The 15,461-nt window shown below is 67.1% G+C and carries 12 protein-coding genes; 2 read left to right on the forward strand and 10 right to left on the reverse strand.

What is annotated here, in order from left to right; genetic code table 11:
* A partial coding sequence (locus tag VGV06_20940) for an autotransporter domain-containing protein (protein ID HEV2057607.1) occupies window positions 1-264 on the forward strand: 264 nt, incomplete at its 5' end.
* On the opposite strand, the gene VGV06_20945 is transcribed toward VGV06_20940, so the two are convergent.
* The 3 genes from VGV06_20945 to VGV06_20955 all read right to left on the reverse strand — a co-directional run bounded on the left by VGV06_20945 (window position 261) and on the right by VGV06_20955 (window position 2,263).
* On the reverse strand, window positions 261-683 hold the full coding sequence (locus tag VGV06_20945) for a hypothetical protein (GenBank protein ID HEV2057608.1): 423 nt from the start codon (window positions 681-683) through the stop codon (window positions 261-263). The two genes, VGV06_20940 and VGV06_20945, sit on opposite strands and share 4 nt — an antisense overlap.
* The gene (locus tag VGV06_20950) at window positions 680-1,075 is read right to left on the reverse strand and encodes a hypothetical protein (GenBank protein ID HEV2057609.1); all 396 of its coding nucleotides are present in this window, start codon (window positions 1,073-1,075) and stop codon (window positions 680-682) included. Before VGV06_20950 ends, VGV06_20945 begins: the two co-directional genes overlap by 4 nt.
* Window positions 1,076-1,156: 81 nt before the next feature.
* The gene (locus VGV06_20955; GenBank protein HEV2057610.1) at window positions 1,157-2,263 is read right to left on the reverse strand and encodes a hypothetical protein; all 1,107 of its coding nucleotides are present in this window, start codon (window positions 2,261-2,263) and stop codon (window positions 1,157-1,159) included.
* 717 nt (window positions 2,264-2,980) lie between these two features.
* Here VGV06_20955 and zwf point away from each other — a divergent pair.
* Window positions 2,981-4,372, forward strand: a complete 1,392-nt coding sequence (zwf, locus tag VGV06_20960) for a glucose-6-phosphate dehydrogenase (protein ID HEV2057611.1) — start codon at window positions 2,981-2,983, stop codon at window positions 4,370-4,372.
* 90 nt (window positions 4,373-4,462) lie between these two features.
* On the opposite strand, the gene VGV06_20965 is transcribed toward zwf, so the two are convergent.
* From VGV06_20965 to VGV06_20995, 7 genes are all read right to left on the reverse strand, one after another.
* Window positions 4,463-6,325 carry a cyclic nucleotide-binding and patatin-like phospholipase domain-containing protein gene (locus VGV06_20965; GenBank protein HEV2057612.1) on the reverse strand — a complete coding sequence of 621 codons (1,863 nt, stop codon included), beginning with the start codon at window positions 6,323-6,325 and terminating at the stop codon, window positions 4,463-4,465.
* 503 nt (window positions 6,326-6,828) lie between these two features.
* Window positions 6,829-7,356 carry a Pycsar system effector family protein gene (locus VGV06_20970; protein HEV2057613.1) on the reverse strand — a complete coding sequence of 176 codons (528 nt, stop codon included), beginning with the start codon at window positions 7,354-7,356 and terminating at the stop codon, window positions 6,829-6,831.
* A 264-nt stretch (window positions 7,357-7,620) separates the two neighbouring features.
* Window positions 7,621-9,024: a Si-specific NAD(P)(+) transhydrogenase gene (sthA, locus tag VGV06_20975; protein ID HEV2057614.1), complete on the reverse strand. Its 1,404-nt coding sequence runs from the start codon at window positions 9,022-9,024 to the stop codon at window positions 7,621-7,623.
* Window positions 9,025-9,100: 76 nt separating this feature from the next.
* Window positions 9,101-11,251, reverse strand: a complete 2,151-nt coding sequence (locus tag VGV06_20980) for a cyclic nucleotide-binding domain-containing protein (protein ID HEV2057615.1) — start codon at window positions 11,249-11,251, stop codon at window positions 9,101-9,103.
* A gap of 62 nt (window positions 11,252-11,313) precedes the next feature.
* On the reverse strand, window positions 11,314-12,888 hold the full coding sequence (locus tag VGV06_20985; GenBank protein HEV2057616.1) for a hypothetical protein: 1,575 nt from the start codon (window positions 12,886-12,888) through the stop codon (window positions 11,314-11,316).
* 6 nt (window positions 12,889-12,894) lie between these two features.
* Complete coding sequence (locus tag VGV06_20990) at window positions 12,895-13,827, reverse strand: hypothetical protein (protein ID HEV2057617.1); 933 nt, start codon at window positions 13,825-13,827, stop codon at window positions 12,895-12,897.
* 25 nt (window positions 13,828-13,852) lie between these two features.
* A partial coding sequence (locus tag VGV06_20995) for an NADH-ubiquinone oxidoreductase-F iron-sulfur binding region domain-containing protein (GenBank protein ID HEV2057618.1) occupies window positions 13,853-15,461 on the reverse strand: 1,609 nt, incomplete at its 5' end.

Genomic DNA, 15,461 nt, shown 5'->3' on the forward strand with positions numbered 1-15,461 from the left:
TTCGTGCCCCAGTTCATCGCGGAGTGGGTCCACGAGTTCCAGGACGACCAGCGGGTGATCTACTTCCGCTTCCGCGAGGACCTCGGCCAGACCAAGCTCCGCGTCCAGACCGACTCCCCAGACCGCGACTACTTCAACCTGGGCACCGGCGTGGTCCTGATCCTCCCGAAGGGCATGCAGGTCTTCCTGAGCTTCCGCGCGCTGGTGGGCTACAACGATCGCCAGGCCTACACCGCGAACGGCGGCCTCCGGATCGGCGTCTAGCGCCGGCCTCCCGCGGCCCGCTCGACCTCGTCGAGCACGCGCGGCCACAGCTCCACCCAGCAGCACGCGTGGTCGTATTCCGGGATCACCCTGAGAGTCTCCGGCAAGATTTCCCCGCCCGCGACGATCCCGGGCGGCACCACCTGGTCGCGCCCCCCCGCATAGTGGCGCTGGTAAATCCGCGGCGGTAACGGCGGAAGCCGGGCGGGGCTGAGCGAGCCGGCGAGCCGCGAGTGGCCATGCAGGTCCGCCCAGCCGTCCACGTCGAGATTGGCCGCCACCGTGACCACGCCCGCGGTCTCGGCCATGCGCGCGGCGAGAAGCATCGCGAGCGCCCCCCCGCCGCTGTAGCCGAGCCAGACGATCTCCGCGTCGCCGGTCGCCGCGAGCAGCCGCCGCGCCGCCGCCGCCATGCTCACCACGACAACCTCGGAGTAGCGTGCGTCCAGAGGGCGGGCGCGCAGGGTGGCGCCGCCGCGAGGCCGTGATAGCACGGCCGGCCGAGATACACGCTCAGCGCGGGGTCGAGGGCCATCAGGCGGAGCACGAGCGGCTCGCGCGGCGTGGGGCCGGCGGCGGGCCGGCCGCGTTCCCATGGCGTGCCGTCGCCGTCGAGATAGACGTGAAGGACGCGGCTGCCCCGCAGGGCCGCGGGCGCATGGAGGTACACGACGTGCGCGAAGGCCGCGCCCTCGACGCGCACGGCGCCGAAGCCGAGCGCCGAGGCCCGCTCAGTAAAGCGCTCGGCCGGCCCCACGCAGCCTCCGAGCAGCGCGAGGCCGAGCGAGAGCGTGAGGGCGCCGCGCCGCATGGTGACGCATCATAGGCCTGGCCGCGCGGCCGGGACAAGCTCGGCGCCCCCGAAGGGGGAGAGGGTTAGGGTGACGGGGACTCAGCCGGCAGCGGTGTGAACGGGGTGCGAGGGGGGCCCGGGCGGTGTCGGGCGCCCGATGGGAGAAGCGCAGGGGCGAGCATGCCGCCGAGCGCCCGCGTGTAGTGCGCGCGCCACGGCCACGACAGCCGCCGCCCGGCAGCGGGGGCGGGCTCGGCGGGACATGCGGGAGCCACCGGATCGCTCAGCGAAGACCTCGCATCCAGGGCGCCGCGGATGCGCGACCGCTCCGGGCGTACCGATCGCAGCACGAATGCCAGTCGGCAAGCGGCGACCGGAATGGCAAAGAGATGAACACGCCCTAATGAAGCGATGCATCGGGAAGTCGCTGGAGAAAGGCAGCATATCGATCAGCCATCCCCACGTTGCGCGCCCGAAATCGCGCAGCGTCCATACGACCGCGAGCCCCGCCACGGGCCGCGCGCAGAGTGGACCGCGCCAGATCGCCCACACCAACCCCACGAGGGCGAGCCCGGTCAGAACCGGCCATCGACCGTGGTCGAGCAGCTCGCCGCGTACCAGCGACGAAAGGACGACGCGCGCGCCGAGCGAGTCCCACGTAGCCGCCTCTTCCCAGACGCTTTGGTTCGCGAAGGCCGAATCGCGGACGGCCGGGACCAGAAAATACGATTCGGCTAAACCCGTCGCCGCCAGGATCATGGCCAGCCGAGCCACACGGTAGCCCCGGTCGTGCGGCCCCAGCACCAGCGAGAGGGCCGAGAGGCCGAGGATGTAACCGCACTCAAGGTGTGAGAGGAAGGTCGCGGCGATCAGAGCAGCGGCAAGCGCGAGGCGCCGTCCGGTGCGGACGGCGCGATACGTTTCCGCGAACGCGAGCGGCGCCAGCACCGAGGCGAAGAGCTGCGTGTAGAGTCCCTTCCCAACCCACAGATACGACTCGAGGCCAAGGTTGTACAGACTCGGCATCGACAGCAGAGGGGCCACCATCGCCCCGCAGCATGCCTCCACCGGCCCGAAATCCATTCGCCACATCGCCACAAACATCGAGAGCGGAAACAGGGCGAGCAGGATGCCGAGCGACCGGCGATAGATCGCCTCGAGCGATACGGCTGTCGGGATGCCAGAAATCGATCGGCGACTCGCCACGGGTGAGCGCCTCGCTCGCGCGTTTGGCGAGGCCGAGATGAAGGGCCGAATCGTTCAGGTCGGGCCCGTCGACGGCGAGCTCGGGCGAGACGGACGCGAACATGATCGCGGTCACGACGAGCGCGACCGTCCACGCTCGCCGCCACGCGCCGACCTCGGCAGGCAGCCCAGGCCGGCTCGCGACATCTTCGGCTGCCATGCGCCCGGAGAATACAGACCATGCTCCCGGCTGAGCAAGGGTGACCCGGCCAAGGGGAGCCCAGCGCGCGCGTCGAATCACCTATGCCACACGTACTTCGTCACGCGCGGCCGCGGCGTCGGTTCGATGACCGCGATCTCCGGCATTGTAAACGCTGTGCTGCTCAGGCCACGAGCGTAAGAGGCATAATGCACGTTCTCGGTCAGGGGCCGACCGTGCCGCAGCGCGGATGAGGGCAGTGCCATCGCGCCGATCCTGGCAGAGCGCTAGGGATGGGTCAAACCGGGACGAAGACCCGCGGTGTTTGCTGCTCGGCTGACGAAGCAGCGGCAGGGGCGGGCGCGGATCCGTCCCTGGAACTGGGCCAGCACCTCGGAGAGGTTTGCGCGTTGTCAACGGCGATCCCAGGTAGCATAGTGTCTCCGCCCGACGGTACCACCGGTGAGGGGGAATCGAATGATGCCTATGCCCGACCTCGATCAGCCCTGCGTCAACACCATCCACCATGTGGACAAGAAATGAGCAACGAGCGTCCCCGCTCCGACGCCCTGGTCTTCTTCGGCGCCACCGGCGACCTGGCCTACAAGAAGATTTTCCCCGCCCTGCAGGCCATGGCCCGCCGGGGCCGTCTCGACTTCCCCGTGGTGGGCGTGGCGAAGTCGGGTTGGACCCGGGACCAGCTCGTCGAGCGCGCCAGGGCCAGCGTCACCGAGCACGGGGGCGGGGTCGACACCAGCGCCTTTCCGATCCTGGCCGAGAGGCTCCGCTACATCGACGGCGACTACAGCGATCCCGCCACCTTCGCCCGGATGCGGGGGGAGCTGGAGCGCTGCGAGCGCCCGGCCCACTACCTGGCCATCCCCCCGAGCATGTTCCCGACCGTCGTCCAGCAGCTCCAGCAGGCGGGCTGCACGCAGAACGCCCGGGTCATCGTCGAGAAGCCCTTCGGCCGCGACCTCGCCTCGGCTCGCTCTCTGAACGAGACGCTGCACCAGGCCTTCCCCGAGGCCAACATCTTCCGCATCGACCACTATCTCGGGAAGGAAGCGGTCCAGAACATCCTCTACTTCCGCTTTGCCAACGCGTTCCTCGAGCCCATCTGGAACCGGCACTACGTCGAGAACGTGCAGATCACGATGGCGGAGAGCTTCGGGGTCAAGGGCCGGGGGAAGTTCTACGAGGAGACCGGCGTCATCCGCGACGTGATCCAGAACCATCTGCTGCAGGTCGTCAGCTACCTGGCCATGGAGGCGCCGTCCAGCACCTACCACGAGGCGATCCGCGACGAGCAGGCCAAGGTGCTGCGGACGATCCGGGTGATGAGCGTGGACAATATGGTGCGCGGGCAGTTCCGGGGTTACCGGGATGAGCCCGGCGTCGCCACCAACTCCTACATGGCCACGTACGCCGCGCTGCGGCTCTACGTGGACTCGTGGCGTTGGGAGGGCGTGCCGTTCTACGTGCGCGCGGGCAAGTGCCTCAAAATGACCTGCACCGAGGTCACCGTCAGGCTGCGGAACCCGCCGCAGGTGGTTTTCAGCGAGGCCACGCCTTCGGTCGGAAACTACGTCCGCTTCCGGCTCAGCCCGCAGGTTGCGATCGCGATCGGCGCCCGGGCCAAGCGGCCGGGGACAGGCATGATGGGTCAGCCGCTGGAGCTGTCCGTCGTGGAGCAGCCCCAACAGGGACAGGACGGCCGGATGGGGGACTATGAGCGCCTGCTCGGCGATGCGATGGGGGGCGACGCCACGCTGTTCGCGCGCCAGGACGTGGTAGAGGCGGCCTGGGCGATCGTGGATCCGGTGATCCACGGGCCGAGCCAGATGTTCGAGTACGAGCCCGGGAGCTGGGGCCCGCCCCAGGCCGATCGCCTCGTCGCCGATGTCGGAGGTTGGCACACGCCGCAGTGAAGCCGCGTCAACGCGAACGACCGCTACGTGGTCACGAGGCCGGCTTCAGTACTACCTCCCGGGCGGGCCCTGGCAGGCACAGGTTCACGATCAGCGGCTGTTTGCGGGGGGAGAATCCACGCCCAGAGGAGAAGGGTGCGTCGCGGCCCAGCGCGCAATCTTCTCCCGAGCGGATTGATACCCGATATCGACAATCGTGTCGAGCGACCGCCAGTCGCCCAGCTCGAACTGCTCAACAGGCAGGTGAAGATAAAGATCAATACTTTGCTTGACGGATTCCAGGTGGTAGATGCCGTTCACCGTGACAGCGCGCGAGAGAATTGCGAAGATATTCGGGATGCGAGGCTTCCGCGCGAAGAGGTTCAACCGCGCCCAGAGCAATCGCCACCCTGACAAGTAGTCCTGGTACGTCATGTCAGTTCTCAGATCTTGCCGTGCCGTGACGTCGACGCCGATGATCGTGCCCACGCCCAGGCGTTTCATGACATCGGCCGGAAGGAGGTTGAGTAAGCCCCCGTCAACCAGCAGGTCCCCATCTACCAGGACCGGCGGGTAATATCCGGGTAGGCTAGCCGTCGCCATCAGCCATTTGTACAACGGCCCCTCTTCATGCACGAGGCACTCGGCGCGAGTGAGGTTCGTCGATACGCAGAAGTACTTGATCCAGAGATCTTCAATCTGGGCGTCGGCGGCGAGCATCTTCAGGACGGCGGCGGCGTGTCGTCCACTCAGAAGCGATACGATTGGCGGTGTGTAGTCCGTCAGCGGCTGGACCCCCATTTGGACGAATCCTCTGCGGCTAAGGTCGATCATCGAGCGAGAATCGTATCCGAGCGCGTACAGACCCGCGATGATCCCACCGATGCTGGTACCGCCCACCATGTCGATGGGGACAGCGAATTCCTCTAAAGCCCGGATGACACCGATGTGGGCGAGGCCGCGGGCACCGCCTCCGCTCAGGACGAGGCCGATTGAGCGCCCCGTCAAGCGTCGGACGAGTCGGCGCATGTCAGCCTCCGATCCGTGGCGAACGTGGTGATGGGTCGTGACGCGCCGCTTGGCCAGCCATCCCCGGGTGCCGATCGATCGCGTGGTCCCTGGCGGGTGTACCAGCACCAGCTCGGCGGCGGCGCTTGTCAGACCGGAGCCGAGCGCATCGGCTTCGAGACGGCTCAAGACGGGCGGCGAGTCAGCCCGGCCAACGAGCAGAATGCGATCTGCTTGACGAATGCATCTGGCGGCCCATGACGATGGCCAGGTGTCAGGCTCATACACGACAAATTCGTGACGTCTTTCCTGCTCGCTGAGCCAAGCGACGATCCGGCTGTTCTCCTCATGATCCGGAGGACTGTGGGCGACACCTCTCCCGAGACAGTCGTCCACAAATTGACTGTGGACGTGCAACGTGGCTCCCATCGTTCCCAACGCCGCCACGAGCTGCCGCGCCACATCTGTCAGCGGCGCGTCCTCACCGGCGGGGACCAGGACAATCGTGGACGGCACCGCCTCGAAGCGCGGAGACCGGACCATCTGCTGGAAACGCAGTACGATCAGGCTGGCGAGTTGCATCATCGTTTTCGGATACTGTTCAACGAGATGATCAAATGCAGCCTTCGAGAACTTCACCAGCGCGCAGTCGCGGATCGCTCGAACCGTAGCCGACCGCGGCTCGCCGGTCAGAATGGCCATTTCCCCCACGGTTTCGCCTGGACCTATCTCATTGATGACGCTCTCACCCTTCTCTGGACGGCTGGCCACGATCCGAAGGCGTCCATTCAGGAGAATGTACAGAGAGTCACCGACCTCTCCTTCGCGCATGAGAGTCCCGCCGCCGGAAAGATAGACGTACTCGAGTTCCGTGGCGATCGCCCTGAGGGCAGACTCATCCAGTCCACGCAAGAGCGACGTTGACGAAAGAAAGGCTATGATCTCGGGAGTGGGAGCGCGGCGCATCAAGGGACGCCCATGCGGTAGGTCCTCGAGTGGACGCTGCACCGAACGTCGAAGGGGGGGGTCCAGAGACGACGGACGGTCACGCCTTCGGCACCCACGTGGCTCCACAGCCACGTGTCTTGCTCTCGTTGCACCGTTGTCTACACCGGGCCTCCCGGCCTAGGTGTCTGACGTTCGTTGCCGCCTCGTTGATCGGCTTCAAGAATCGGCCCACCAAACCGGACGAGAGCACGCCTCTAGACTCCCGGCAACGTAGATGTAAGCCCTGCCACCGCGCCATCATGGCAGATCGGCGAGCATGAGTCAAAAGGGCAGGTCAGCTCTCCGTAGGGTTTTGTCGGTATCGCGGGGAAGCCCTGAACTCGTCACTTCGTGGAGACATGGGAAACGAGGCGCCGATGGTGAGGCGGGGGCTTCTACAATGCGCTCTGGGCGGCCATCACCTTGCGCGAGGTGAGGGCCCTGGCGACGTGACGAAGTTGAGCGCGATTCGTTGCGCTTCGTCATCGCGCCGCCGTGAGGATCTCGATTCCAGCAAAGACCGCGGCGCTCGCCAGCAACCCGAAGATGAAGAACAAGTACGCGAGCCGGATGTACACGTACTTCTTCCGTCCGAGGAAGACGCCGAGCTCGTACACCTCCCGGACCTGCGCCTCGTAGACGCGCGACGAGTTGTTCATCACACCTTCCATGAGCCGTGCGTATTCCTCGTACTCCAGGTTCATGAAGTTGCCGAAGAACAGGATGTTGCAGTCGGGTTTGTCCAGGTCCGGACGAAATCCCCTGTCGAGCTTGGGCATGACCGCGTAGGCCGCCGAGACAACGGTGGCGAGGCAGGATACGATCAGCACGATCACCGGCCATCTGAGAAGGGGGTTCGAGAGGTGCCCGATCGAGAACGTGATGACCAGGGCCGATATGGTGAGCATCATGTTGGCTTTTACGTCGGCCATCGAGCTCAGCTGCACGTGGTGCACGCGAGTCTGGCGTAGGAAATGGTCCAGGTGACTGCCCGTGCCCGAAACCTCCATGAGTCGCCTCCTCTAGCCGGGCCGCCGGTATTACCCGACGCCGGCTGCGCATGAGGGCAGTGCCATCGCGCCATCCTGCCAGACTGCCCGGGACGGGTCAAACCTGGGCCTCGGAGATGCTGTTGATCTATGAAAATGTCACCCCGAATTCTGGTGCCGCTCCTGGCAGTCTGGCAGGATCGGCGCGGTGGTGGCGGCCTGTATCCGACGTGTTGAGGATGGCCCCAAGGGCAGCGCCAGGCCCGAGAACGGGCTTTGTGTCTCTCACGCCCTCGAGCGTTGCTGGAGCGCCTGGAGCCCGTCATAGGCCGCGTACTTGTAGGCCTCCCCGAACGTGGGGTAGTTGAAGACCGCGTCGATGAACGTGTCGATCGTGCCGCCGGCGTGGAGCACCATGAGCCCGATGTGGACCAGCTCGGACGCGCTGTCGCCGAGGATGTGCACGCCGAGCAACTGCTTGTCGGGGTGGCGGAACACGAGCTTAAGCTGGCCGCCGAGGTCGCCGGTGATCTGGCCGCGCGCGTTCTGCCGGTACTGTGCCCGACCCACGCAGTATTCGATGGCCTTTTCCCGGCAGCTCTCCTCCGTCTCGCCGACCATCGCGAGCTCGGGGATCGTGTAGATGGACAGCGGGAAGATCGGGGCGACGCGGGTCTTGTACTTGAGATCGAAGGCGTGGACCATGGCGACCCGCGCCTGCTCCATTGACGTCGCGGCCAGGGCGGGGAAGCCGATGACATCGCCGGCGGCGTAGATGTGCGGGATCGCCGTTTGATAGTGCTCGTTGACGGTGAGGTGACCCCGGTCGCCGACAGCAAGGCCGATGTGGTCGAGCCCGAGACCGCGCGTGTTGCCCAGGCGCCCGACCGCGATCAGAACGCTCTCCGCCTTTACCGTGCCACCGCTCTTCAGGCCGAGGACCACGGCATCAGGCTTCGGCTCATAGCGAACGACGCCTTCTTTCAGCCGGACGTCGATGCCCAGCAGCTCCATCTGGAGGCGTAGCCGGCCCGAGAACTCAGCGTCCAGGAAGCCCAGGAGCCGGTCGCGACCATCGATCAGCGTCACGCCGATCCCCAGCGCGGCGAAGATCGTCGCGTACTCGCAGCCGATGACTCCGCCCCCGACGATCGCCAGCGTCCGTGGGATCCGCCCCATCGAGAGGACCTCGTCGGAGTCGTAGATGCGAGGGTCCTCGAAGGGAATGCCCTCGGCGCGGCTCGGGACGGATCCAGTCGCGATGAGGATCACGTCCCCCTGCACGTCGCGCGCGGTGCCGCCGCCGGGCGCCGTCACCCGCACGGCATGCGCGTCCTGGAACTCCGCCGCGCCGTGGATCAGCTCGATCCGGTGCCGGTCGATGTTCAGCCGGACGACTTCACGGAGCGCCCGCACGACCTCGTGCTTGCGGTACATGAAGTCCTGGATTTCGAGCTCTTTCTTGATCGTGTAGTCGATACCGTACAGTCCACGTTGCGTGAGACCCGAGAAGTAGAGGGCGGTCTCGCGAAGGGTCTTGGACGGGATGGTCCCCGTGTTGACACCGGCACCGCCGACATGAGGAGTCGCCTCGATCATTGCTACGCGTTTGTCGAAGTACGCCGCCTGGGCGGCGCCCTTTTCGCCCGCCGGCCCCGCGCCGATGACGACGAGGTCGTAGTGGCTCAATGCATCCCGCTCCTGGAGTTGGCGCTCGATCCTCCCGCGCGCATCTCGACCCTGCCACCACCCTGACGCGACCCGCTCAGGGGCGGAGCCCGAGCTTGTCGCCGAAGAACTGGGTGGGGTTCACGCGGATGGCCGCGTCGTGCGGACACGCATAGACGCAGGCCGGCTCGCGATAGTCCGCGCTCAGATCGCAGGTGGTCGCCTTCTCTCTCACGGCCGCCTTTCGGTGTCCGCCCTCGTGATCGTCCGTCTCGATGGTGAACGGGTGCATGTTGATGTTGCCGTACGGGCACGACTCGGCGCAGAGGCCGCATCCGATACACCAGTCCTCGATGACGATCTCCAGAGACGCGCGGCGGCGGATCGAGCCCACCGGACACCCGACCATGCAGAGCGGATCCCGGCAGGAGCGGCATGACGTCGCCACGAGATACTTGTCGTAGCGCAGACCGTCCCGGACGAGCCGCGTGACCCCGTCGTGCGCGTCGGCGCAGGCGCGGACGCACAGGTCACAGCGCGTGCAGCGCTCCAGGTCGATGAGAAGGAGATTCTGCGCCTCCATCAACCCTTGACCGAGGAACTCGTCGATGGGGGCGCGCGCCATCTCCGCGCGCGTCTGGTTCGACTCCTGGCGCTCGCGGGCCGCCTCGGTCAGGCGCTGGGCGACCGGGGGGAACCGCTGCAGCATGTCGCGAAACTCCTCGGCCCCGATCTTTACCAACTCGACGTGATCGAGCGCGGTGCAGGTGGCGATGCGGCGGCCGTCGTCCTCGAGTAGTCCGATTTCCCCGAAATACGAGCCGCGGGCCTGATAGGCGACCACGAGGTCGCCGCCGGGAAACGACTTGGTGACCTTCACGAAGCCGATGCGGACCAGGTAAAAGCTGTCGGCGCGGTCGCCCTGCCGGAAGATGACCTGACCGGGCTCGAAGCGCACCAGCTCGATGCGCGTGGCGAGCTGGCGCAGGAAGTCGTCGGTGACGCCGTCGAAGAGCGGCACGGATCGGAGATGGGTGTCGAGGGCGCGCTGCCGGTACGTCTCGTCGAGCTGGGCCTTGAAGCGCCTGTTTCTCTGCAGCACGCTGAGGACGTTGCGGAGCATCTCGAGGACGACGGTCTCCTCGACCGCGCGCACGGTGGCGGACCGGGGATAGAAGCTCATGCACGTCATCTCACCGAAGAGGTCGCCCGGCCCCAGTTGCGCGATGGGGTTGTCGTAGTCCAGATCGACGGGCGCATCGATCGGGATGAATCGACGCGGGCCCTCCTCCCGGGGGTCATCGTGGCTCGACACGAGGTCGGTGAGCTTTCGGAAGAAGTGCGCGACGCCCCCTCCGGTCTGTCGTGCCCGGCTCTTGACGTGAGCCATGGGTATCGAGATGAAGACGTCGACCTTCCCGTTCAGGATGTAGAAGGCCGTCGATCCATACTCACCCTCGCGGCAGATGATCTCGCCCGGCGCGAACGTGCGCCGGGTGACGGCGCCCCGATTCAGCTCGAGGAAGTTCCCCGATACTCCCCGGAACATCGGCAAGGCCAGCAGCTCGCCGGCATCGAGCGGCGGGCCCGGAGGGAACGCGGCGCCGGGGACGGCCTTGTTCGTCAAGGCCCCCGTCGGACAGGAGACCATGCACTCGCCGCACGACACGCACGAGGAGTCGGCCATCGGCTGATCGAGGTCGAAGGCGATCCCCGCTTGCGGCCCCTTCCCGGTCCGCCCGATGACGAAGTTCTCCTTGATGTCGCTGCAGGCCCGGATGCAGCGATCACAGAGGATGCAGGCGGCGTGATCGACGTGGATGATGACCGATGAGTCGTCCGGCCCGCGCGGGGCCGGGCGAGCAGCGAATCGCGATGCGGTCACGCCATCGCGTGCGGCCAGCGTTTCGAGCTCGCAGTCGCGCGTCGCCACTTGTCGCATACACGGCGTGGGATGGTCGGCGAGCAGCAGCTCGAGGAGCGTGGCCCGCGCTTTCCGCACGCGCTCGGAGTTCGTCTGGACGACCATGCCATTTTCCGCGGGCCTGACGCACGCCGCCGGCAAGAGGCGGGCGCCCTCCACGTCAACGGTACAGACCCGGCAGACACCGACAGGCGCCATCTGGGGGTCGTGGCACAGCACGGGAATCTCGATTCCCAGGGTCCGCGCCGCTTCGTAGATCGTCGTCCCGGCGGGGACAGTTACTGAGCTGCCGTCGATGGTGAGCTGGATCGAATCGGTTGTCATGTCGGCTGCCACACGTTAGCCGACGAGCTCTCGGAGTGTCAAGGACAGGGGGCCGAGCCTGGTCATCGGGACTTGCCCTTCACCAGGCGCTCGATGGTAAACGGGCCATTCAAGTCCCGCTCCTTGTTCTTGTCGTGGTGGACGTGACACTCGACGCAGCCGGCACGCGCGCCACCCGCCCCGCGATGACATTCGCGGCAGACGCTGATCGAGGGCAACAGCACGTCGGTCGTCTCCTTGCTCGTGGTCGCCTTGTGACACTCCGTGCAGCCGACCGGCCGATGGACGCCGTGATCGAAGACGCTGTTCGGGAGCCACCGGGCGGGTATGGCCGGAGGCGCGACCTCGGGCAGCCGCCCGGTCGCGAAGGTCATGACGTGGCACAGCTGGCATTTCTGCTTGAACGTGAAGCTCTCGACGTTCGCTACCCACTCGAGGCCGGAGCCGCCCGGCCCGCCTGGCGCCTTCCCCGCGGGCTCCGTCTCTTGCGCGCGACCCCCCGGCGCGCCGCGCGGCCGATCACGCGGCGCCTCCTCGGTCGTATCGCCCCGCAATAGCCGGCGGCCGCGCGGCTGGTCGGAGGCCGGCTCCTCGGCTTTTCGTTCCGTCGCGCTCGCCCCCGGGGCGCCGCGCGGCCGATCGGTTCCGCCCGTCTCCGGCTGGTCCTTGGCGAGATCGAGATCCTCGCACTGCTTGCGCAGGGTCCGGGCGGCAGGCGATTTCGAGGTGGCGGCGGGCGGGAGCCCCTGGCATTTCTCGAAGCCCTCGAGAGATGTCGTGCGCAGAAAGGCGTGCACGACACTCGGCTTGGCGTGCGGCACCGTCGCGTCGCCAAAACGCGAATCGAAGTCGAGAGGATGGCAGGCGACGCAGTGCCGGGTGTAGTCGATGGACTTCATCTGCGCGCGTCGGTCGTCGGTCTCGTGACAGTACGTGCACCCGAGAGCTAGACCCTTTTCGCGGCGGACGAGCCCGCGCATGCCCGTCACTTTCTGGATGTCTTCCACGCCGCCGAGGTCGGTCTCGAGGTGTTTCTCGTGGTTGAGCTTGATCTGGCTCGTGTCTTTCAGTTCGGAGGTCTGGTCGAGCCGAATGCGGCGCGCCTGACCCTTGTCCTTCACCGTCACGGCGAACTCCGGGTGCCCGCGATCGAAGCTCGTCACCTTCGTGGCGAACCGCGACGGCCGGCCGTCCTTGGTCGCGAGGTCGGCGTGGCACCGGGTGCAGTGGCGGTCGGGCAGGGCGGCCAGCTCGGCGCGCCCCTGGTGCTCGACGTGACAGCTGGTGCAGGTCTGAGGTCCGACCTGGTTCTCGTGATGGATCGGCCCGGCGTGACAGGCCGAGCACGATTGGTCTGAGGGCCTGAGGAAGAACCCGCCGGCGCCCACCTTGCCCTCGATCGGCACGTGACAGTTGCCGCACTGTGCTCCGAACATCGCGTGGGCCGTGGACACGGGCCCGCTGTTGTAGATCCGCTGATTGCCGCGCACCGCGAAGCCCGCGAGCAGGAGCGCGCCAAGCAGAGGCGCCGCCACGGACAGGATCAGCCTCCAGCGGCGAAAAGGGTGCAGCCGCTTGAAGTAGTCCAGCTGGATGCGCTTGGCGCGGCCCTTCGTCGTGTAGCGGCCGGTACCCATCCCGCGTCAGTACCGCATGCTCATGACCGCGTGTACGATGGCGAGCAGAAGAAGCGCCATCGACAGCGGCACGTGCACCATGAGCCAGCCGTGGAGCCAGTGATGCAGCCGTTTCTGCTGGGCGAGCTGGCGTCGCTCGTCGCAGATCACCTCGAGCTCCTGGATCTGGGGGTGGAGAGGCGGCGGCACCGTGAGGCGCAGGTGCTGGAAGAGCTCCGTGGCCGCAGCCTCCGTGGCGAGGCGTCCGTCGTTCGGCATCTCGACACCCAGGTAGGGACGAATGATCGAGACGTAGCTCTCCCTGAGGGCGGCGCCCTCCAGCACGAGTGTCGCCGCGGCAGGGGGGGGCGGCGCCGCGGACGGGCCCCGCGTCTCACGGTGACGGAGCCCACGATCGCGCCAACGCCTGGCGCGCGGCCGCTCCTCGGCGACGGGGAGCGGTCCGACGACGGCGCTCACCAGCTCATCAGCCTCCGCGCGGAGCTGCACGACGACGGGGTCGATCTGCTCGTACACGGTCTCCAGCGGGATGCGTAGCAGCATCATGCGCGGCAGGAACTGCTGCAGGATCACGCCGTAGATCCCGGTCACGACCACGATGGTGAAGAGCACCATCAGCACCAGCGTGAGCCCGTCGCCGAGCTTGAAGCCGCTGTGAAAGAGGACGACCACATAGCTCAGGAGGCCGAGCCAGAGATGGCCCTTCATCCAGGCCGTGGCACGGCCGATGCGCCACGACGGGACCTTGCGCCGGACGCCCAGGGCGGCCGCGTACAGGATGAGGGCCAGGCCGATCGACCCGTAGACGAGACCGGGCCAGGTCCCCCCTCTGGGGCCATGCGTCGCCGTGCGGGCATACGGCACGAACACGACGGCGCCCACGCTACTCAGGACGAGGAAAGCGACGATCCAGCGCCTGTGACCCGTGTCGAGCAGCATGCCCTATGTCGGTGAACCGACCCGCTCACGCCATCTGGCAGACGCCCGAGGGGCAGCGCCCTCGCACGATGTGCTCGTCGATCTCGTCGCGGAAGTGTCGGATGACGGACCTGATAGGGGCGGGGACGACCTGGCCGAGACCGCAGATCGACGTGAGCGTCAACGTGTCCGACAACTCGTCGATGAGTGCGAGGTCCTCTTGGCGCCCTCGGCCGCGGGCCATGTCCGTCAGGATGTCGACCATCTTGGCCGATCCGACCCGGCAGGGGACGCACTTCCCGCACGACTCGTTCTTGAAGAACCGCACCGCGTTCAGCGCCATGTCGAGCATGCAGGTGCCCTCGGCGCAGATGATGATGGCTCCCGATCCCAGCATGGAGCCGGCCTGGGTCAGCGCCTTGAACTCGAGCGGCGTGTCGATCATGGAGGCGGGCAGGTAGCCCGACGACGCGCCTGATGGCGCCCAGGCCTTCAGGGCCTTGCCTCCCAGCACGCCGCCGGCGCGGTCGAGCACTTCGCGGGCCGGCGCGCCCAGGGGGATCTCGTAGACTCCCGGCCGGGGGACGTGGCCACTGATGCCGACGAACTTGAGGCCGGCCGCGCCGGATCGCCCCTGCGCCTTGAACCACTCGGGCCCCTTTCGGAGGATCTGCGGGATCATCACGAACGTCTCGACGTTGTTGATGATGGTCGGCTTGTTCCACAGGCCGTGGGTGCCCGGAAACGGGGGCTTGTTTCGGGGCTCGGCCCGATTGCCCTGAAGCACCTCGAGGAGGGCCGACTCCTCGCCACAGATGTAGCCGCCGGGGCTGATGAAGAGGCTGAGATCGAACGGGATCCCGGAGCCGAGGACGCTCGGGCCGATCAGCCCTTCCTGTTGACACCGCGCCAGCTCCCGTCGGAGCACCTCGGCCTGGGTCTCGTACTCGTGACGGATATAGATGATGCCCGTGCGGGCGCCGATGACGAGGCCGGCCAGGACCATGGCTTCAATGAGGAGATGAGGGACCTGCTCCATGAGGAACCGGTCCTTGATGGTCCCCGGCTCGCTTTCGTCGGCGTTGCAGACGACATATTTCCCGTCGGCCGCCGCATTTCGCACGATCTCCCACTTGGCCCCCGTGGGAAAGCCGGCGCCCCCGAGTCCCCGCAGCTCGCTCGCCTTCAGCAGGCCCAGCAGGAGGGAGACGTCGGGATCCGCGACGAAGGCACGCAACGCCCCGTAGCGCTCGCCGCTCTCGTATGGGTCGACGAGGAGGCGCTCCGCCGGCGTGGATGCCTCCGGGTGCGGCAGGCGCCCCTTCGCGAGCGCGGTCTCGATGTGCCGGTACAGTGTGTCGGGGGTCAGGCGCGCGAGGATGACGTCGTTGAGGGAGGCCGCGGGTGCCCGGTCGCACTGGCCGAGGCAGGAGGAGGGCCGGACCACGACGCCGCCCTGGCCCGCCTGGGCAACCCGCTCTTCGACGGATCGCCGCAGGGCGTCAGCGCCGCGGAGGTGACACGACATATCGGCGCAGATCCCCAGGTCGACGGGCGGGGGCGGGGAGAGGCGGAAATGCGGGAAGAAGCTTGCGAGTCCCTGCAGCTGGTACAGCGGCGTCTGGAGCCGCTCCGACAGCGCCTGGAGCGCGCCC

This window comes from Candidatus Methylomirabilota bacterium (genome assembly GCA_035936835.1).
In the GTDB taxonomy this organism is placed as follows: Bacteria; Methylomirabilota; Methylomirabilia; order Rokubacteriales; family CSP1-6; genus AR37.

Coding starts and splice junctions, on each gene's coding strand:
- VGV06_20950 (HEV2057609.1), bottom strand. CDS start 1,075: ATGCGGCGCGGCGCCCTCACGCTCTCGCTCGGCCTCGCGCTGCTCGGA.
- zwf (HEV2057611.1), top strand. CDS start 2,981: ATGAGCAACGAGCGTCCCCGCTCCGACGCCCTGGTCTTCTTCGGCGCC.
- VGV06_20965 (HEV2057612.1), bottom strand. CDS start 6,325: ATGCGCCGCGCTCCCACTCCCGAGATCATAGCCTTTCTTTCGTCAACG.
- VGV06_20970 (HEV2057613.1), bottom strand. CDS start 7,356: ATGGAGGTTTCGGGCACGGGCAGTCACCTGGACCATTTCCTACGCCAG.
- VGV06_20980 (HEV2057615.1), bottom strand. CDS start 11,251: ATGACAACCGATTCGATCCAGCTCACCATCGACGGCAGCTCAGTAACT.
- VGV06_20985 (HEV2057616.1), bottom strand. CDS start 12,888: ATGGGTACCGGCCGCTACACGACGAAGGGCCGCGCCAAGCGCATCCAG.
- VGV06_20990 (HEV2057617.1), bottom strand. CDS start 13,827: ATGCTGCTCGACACGGGTCACAGGCGCTGGATCGTCGCTTTCCTCGTC.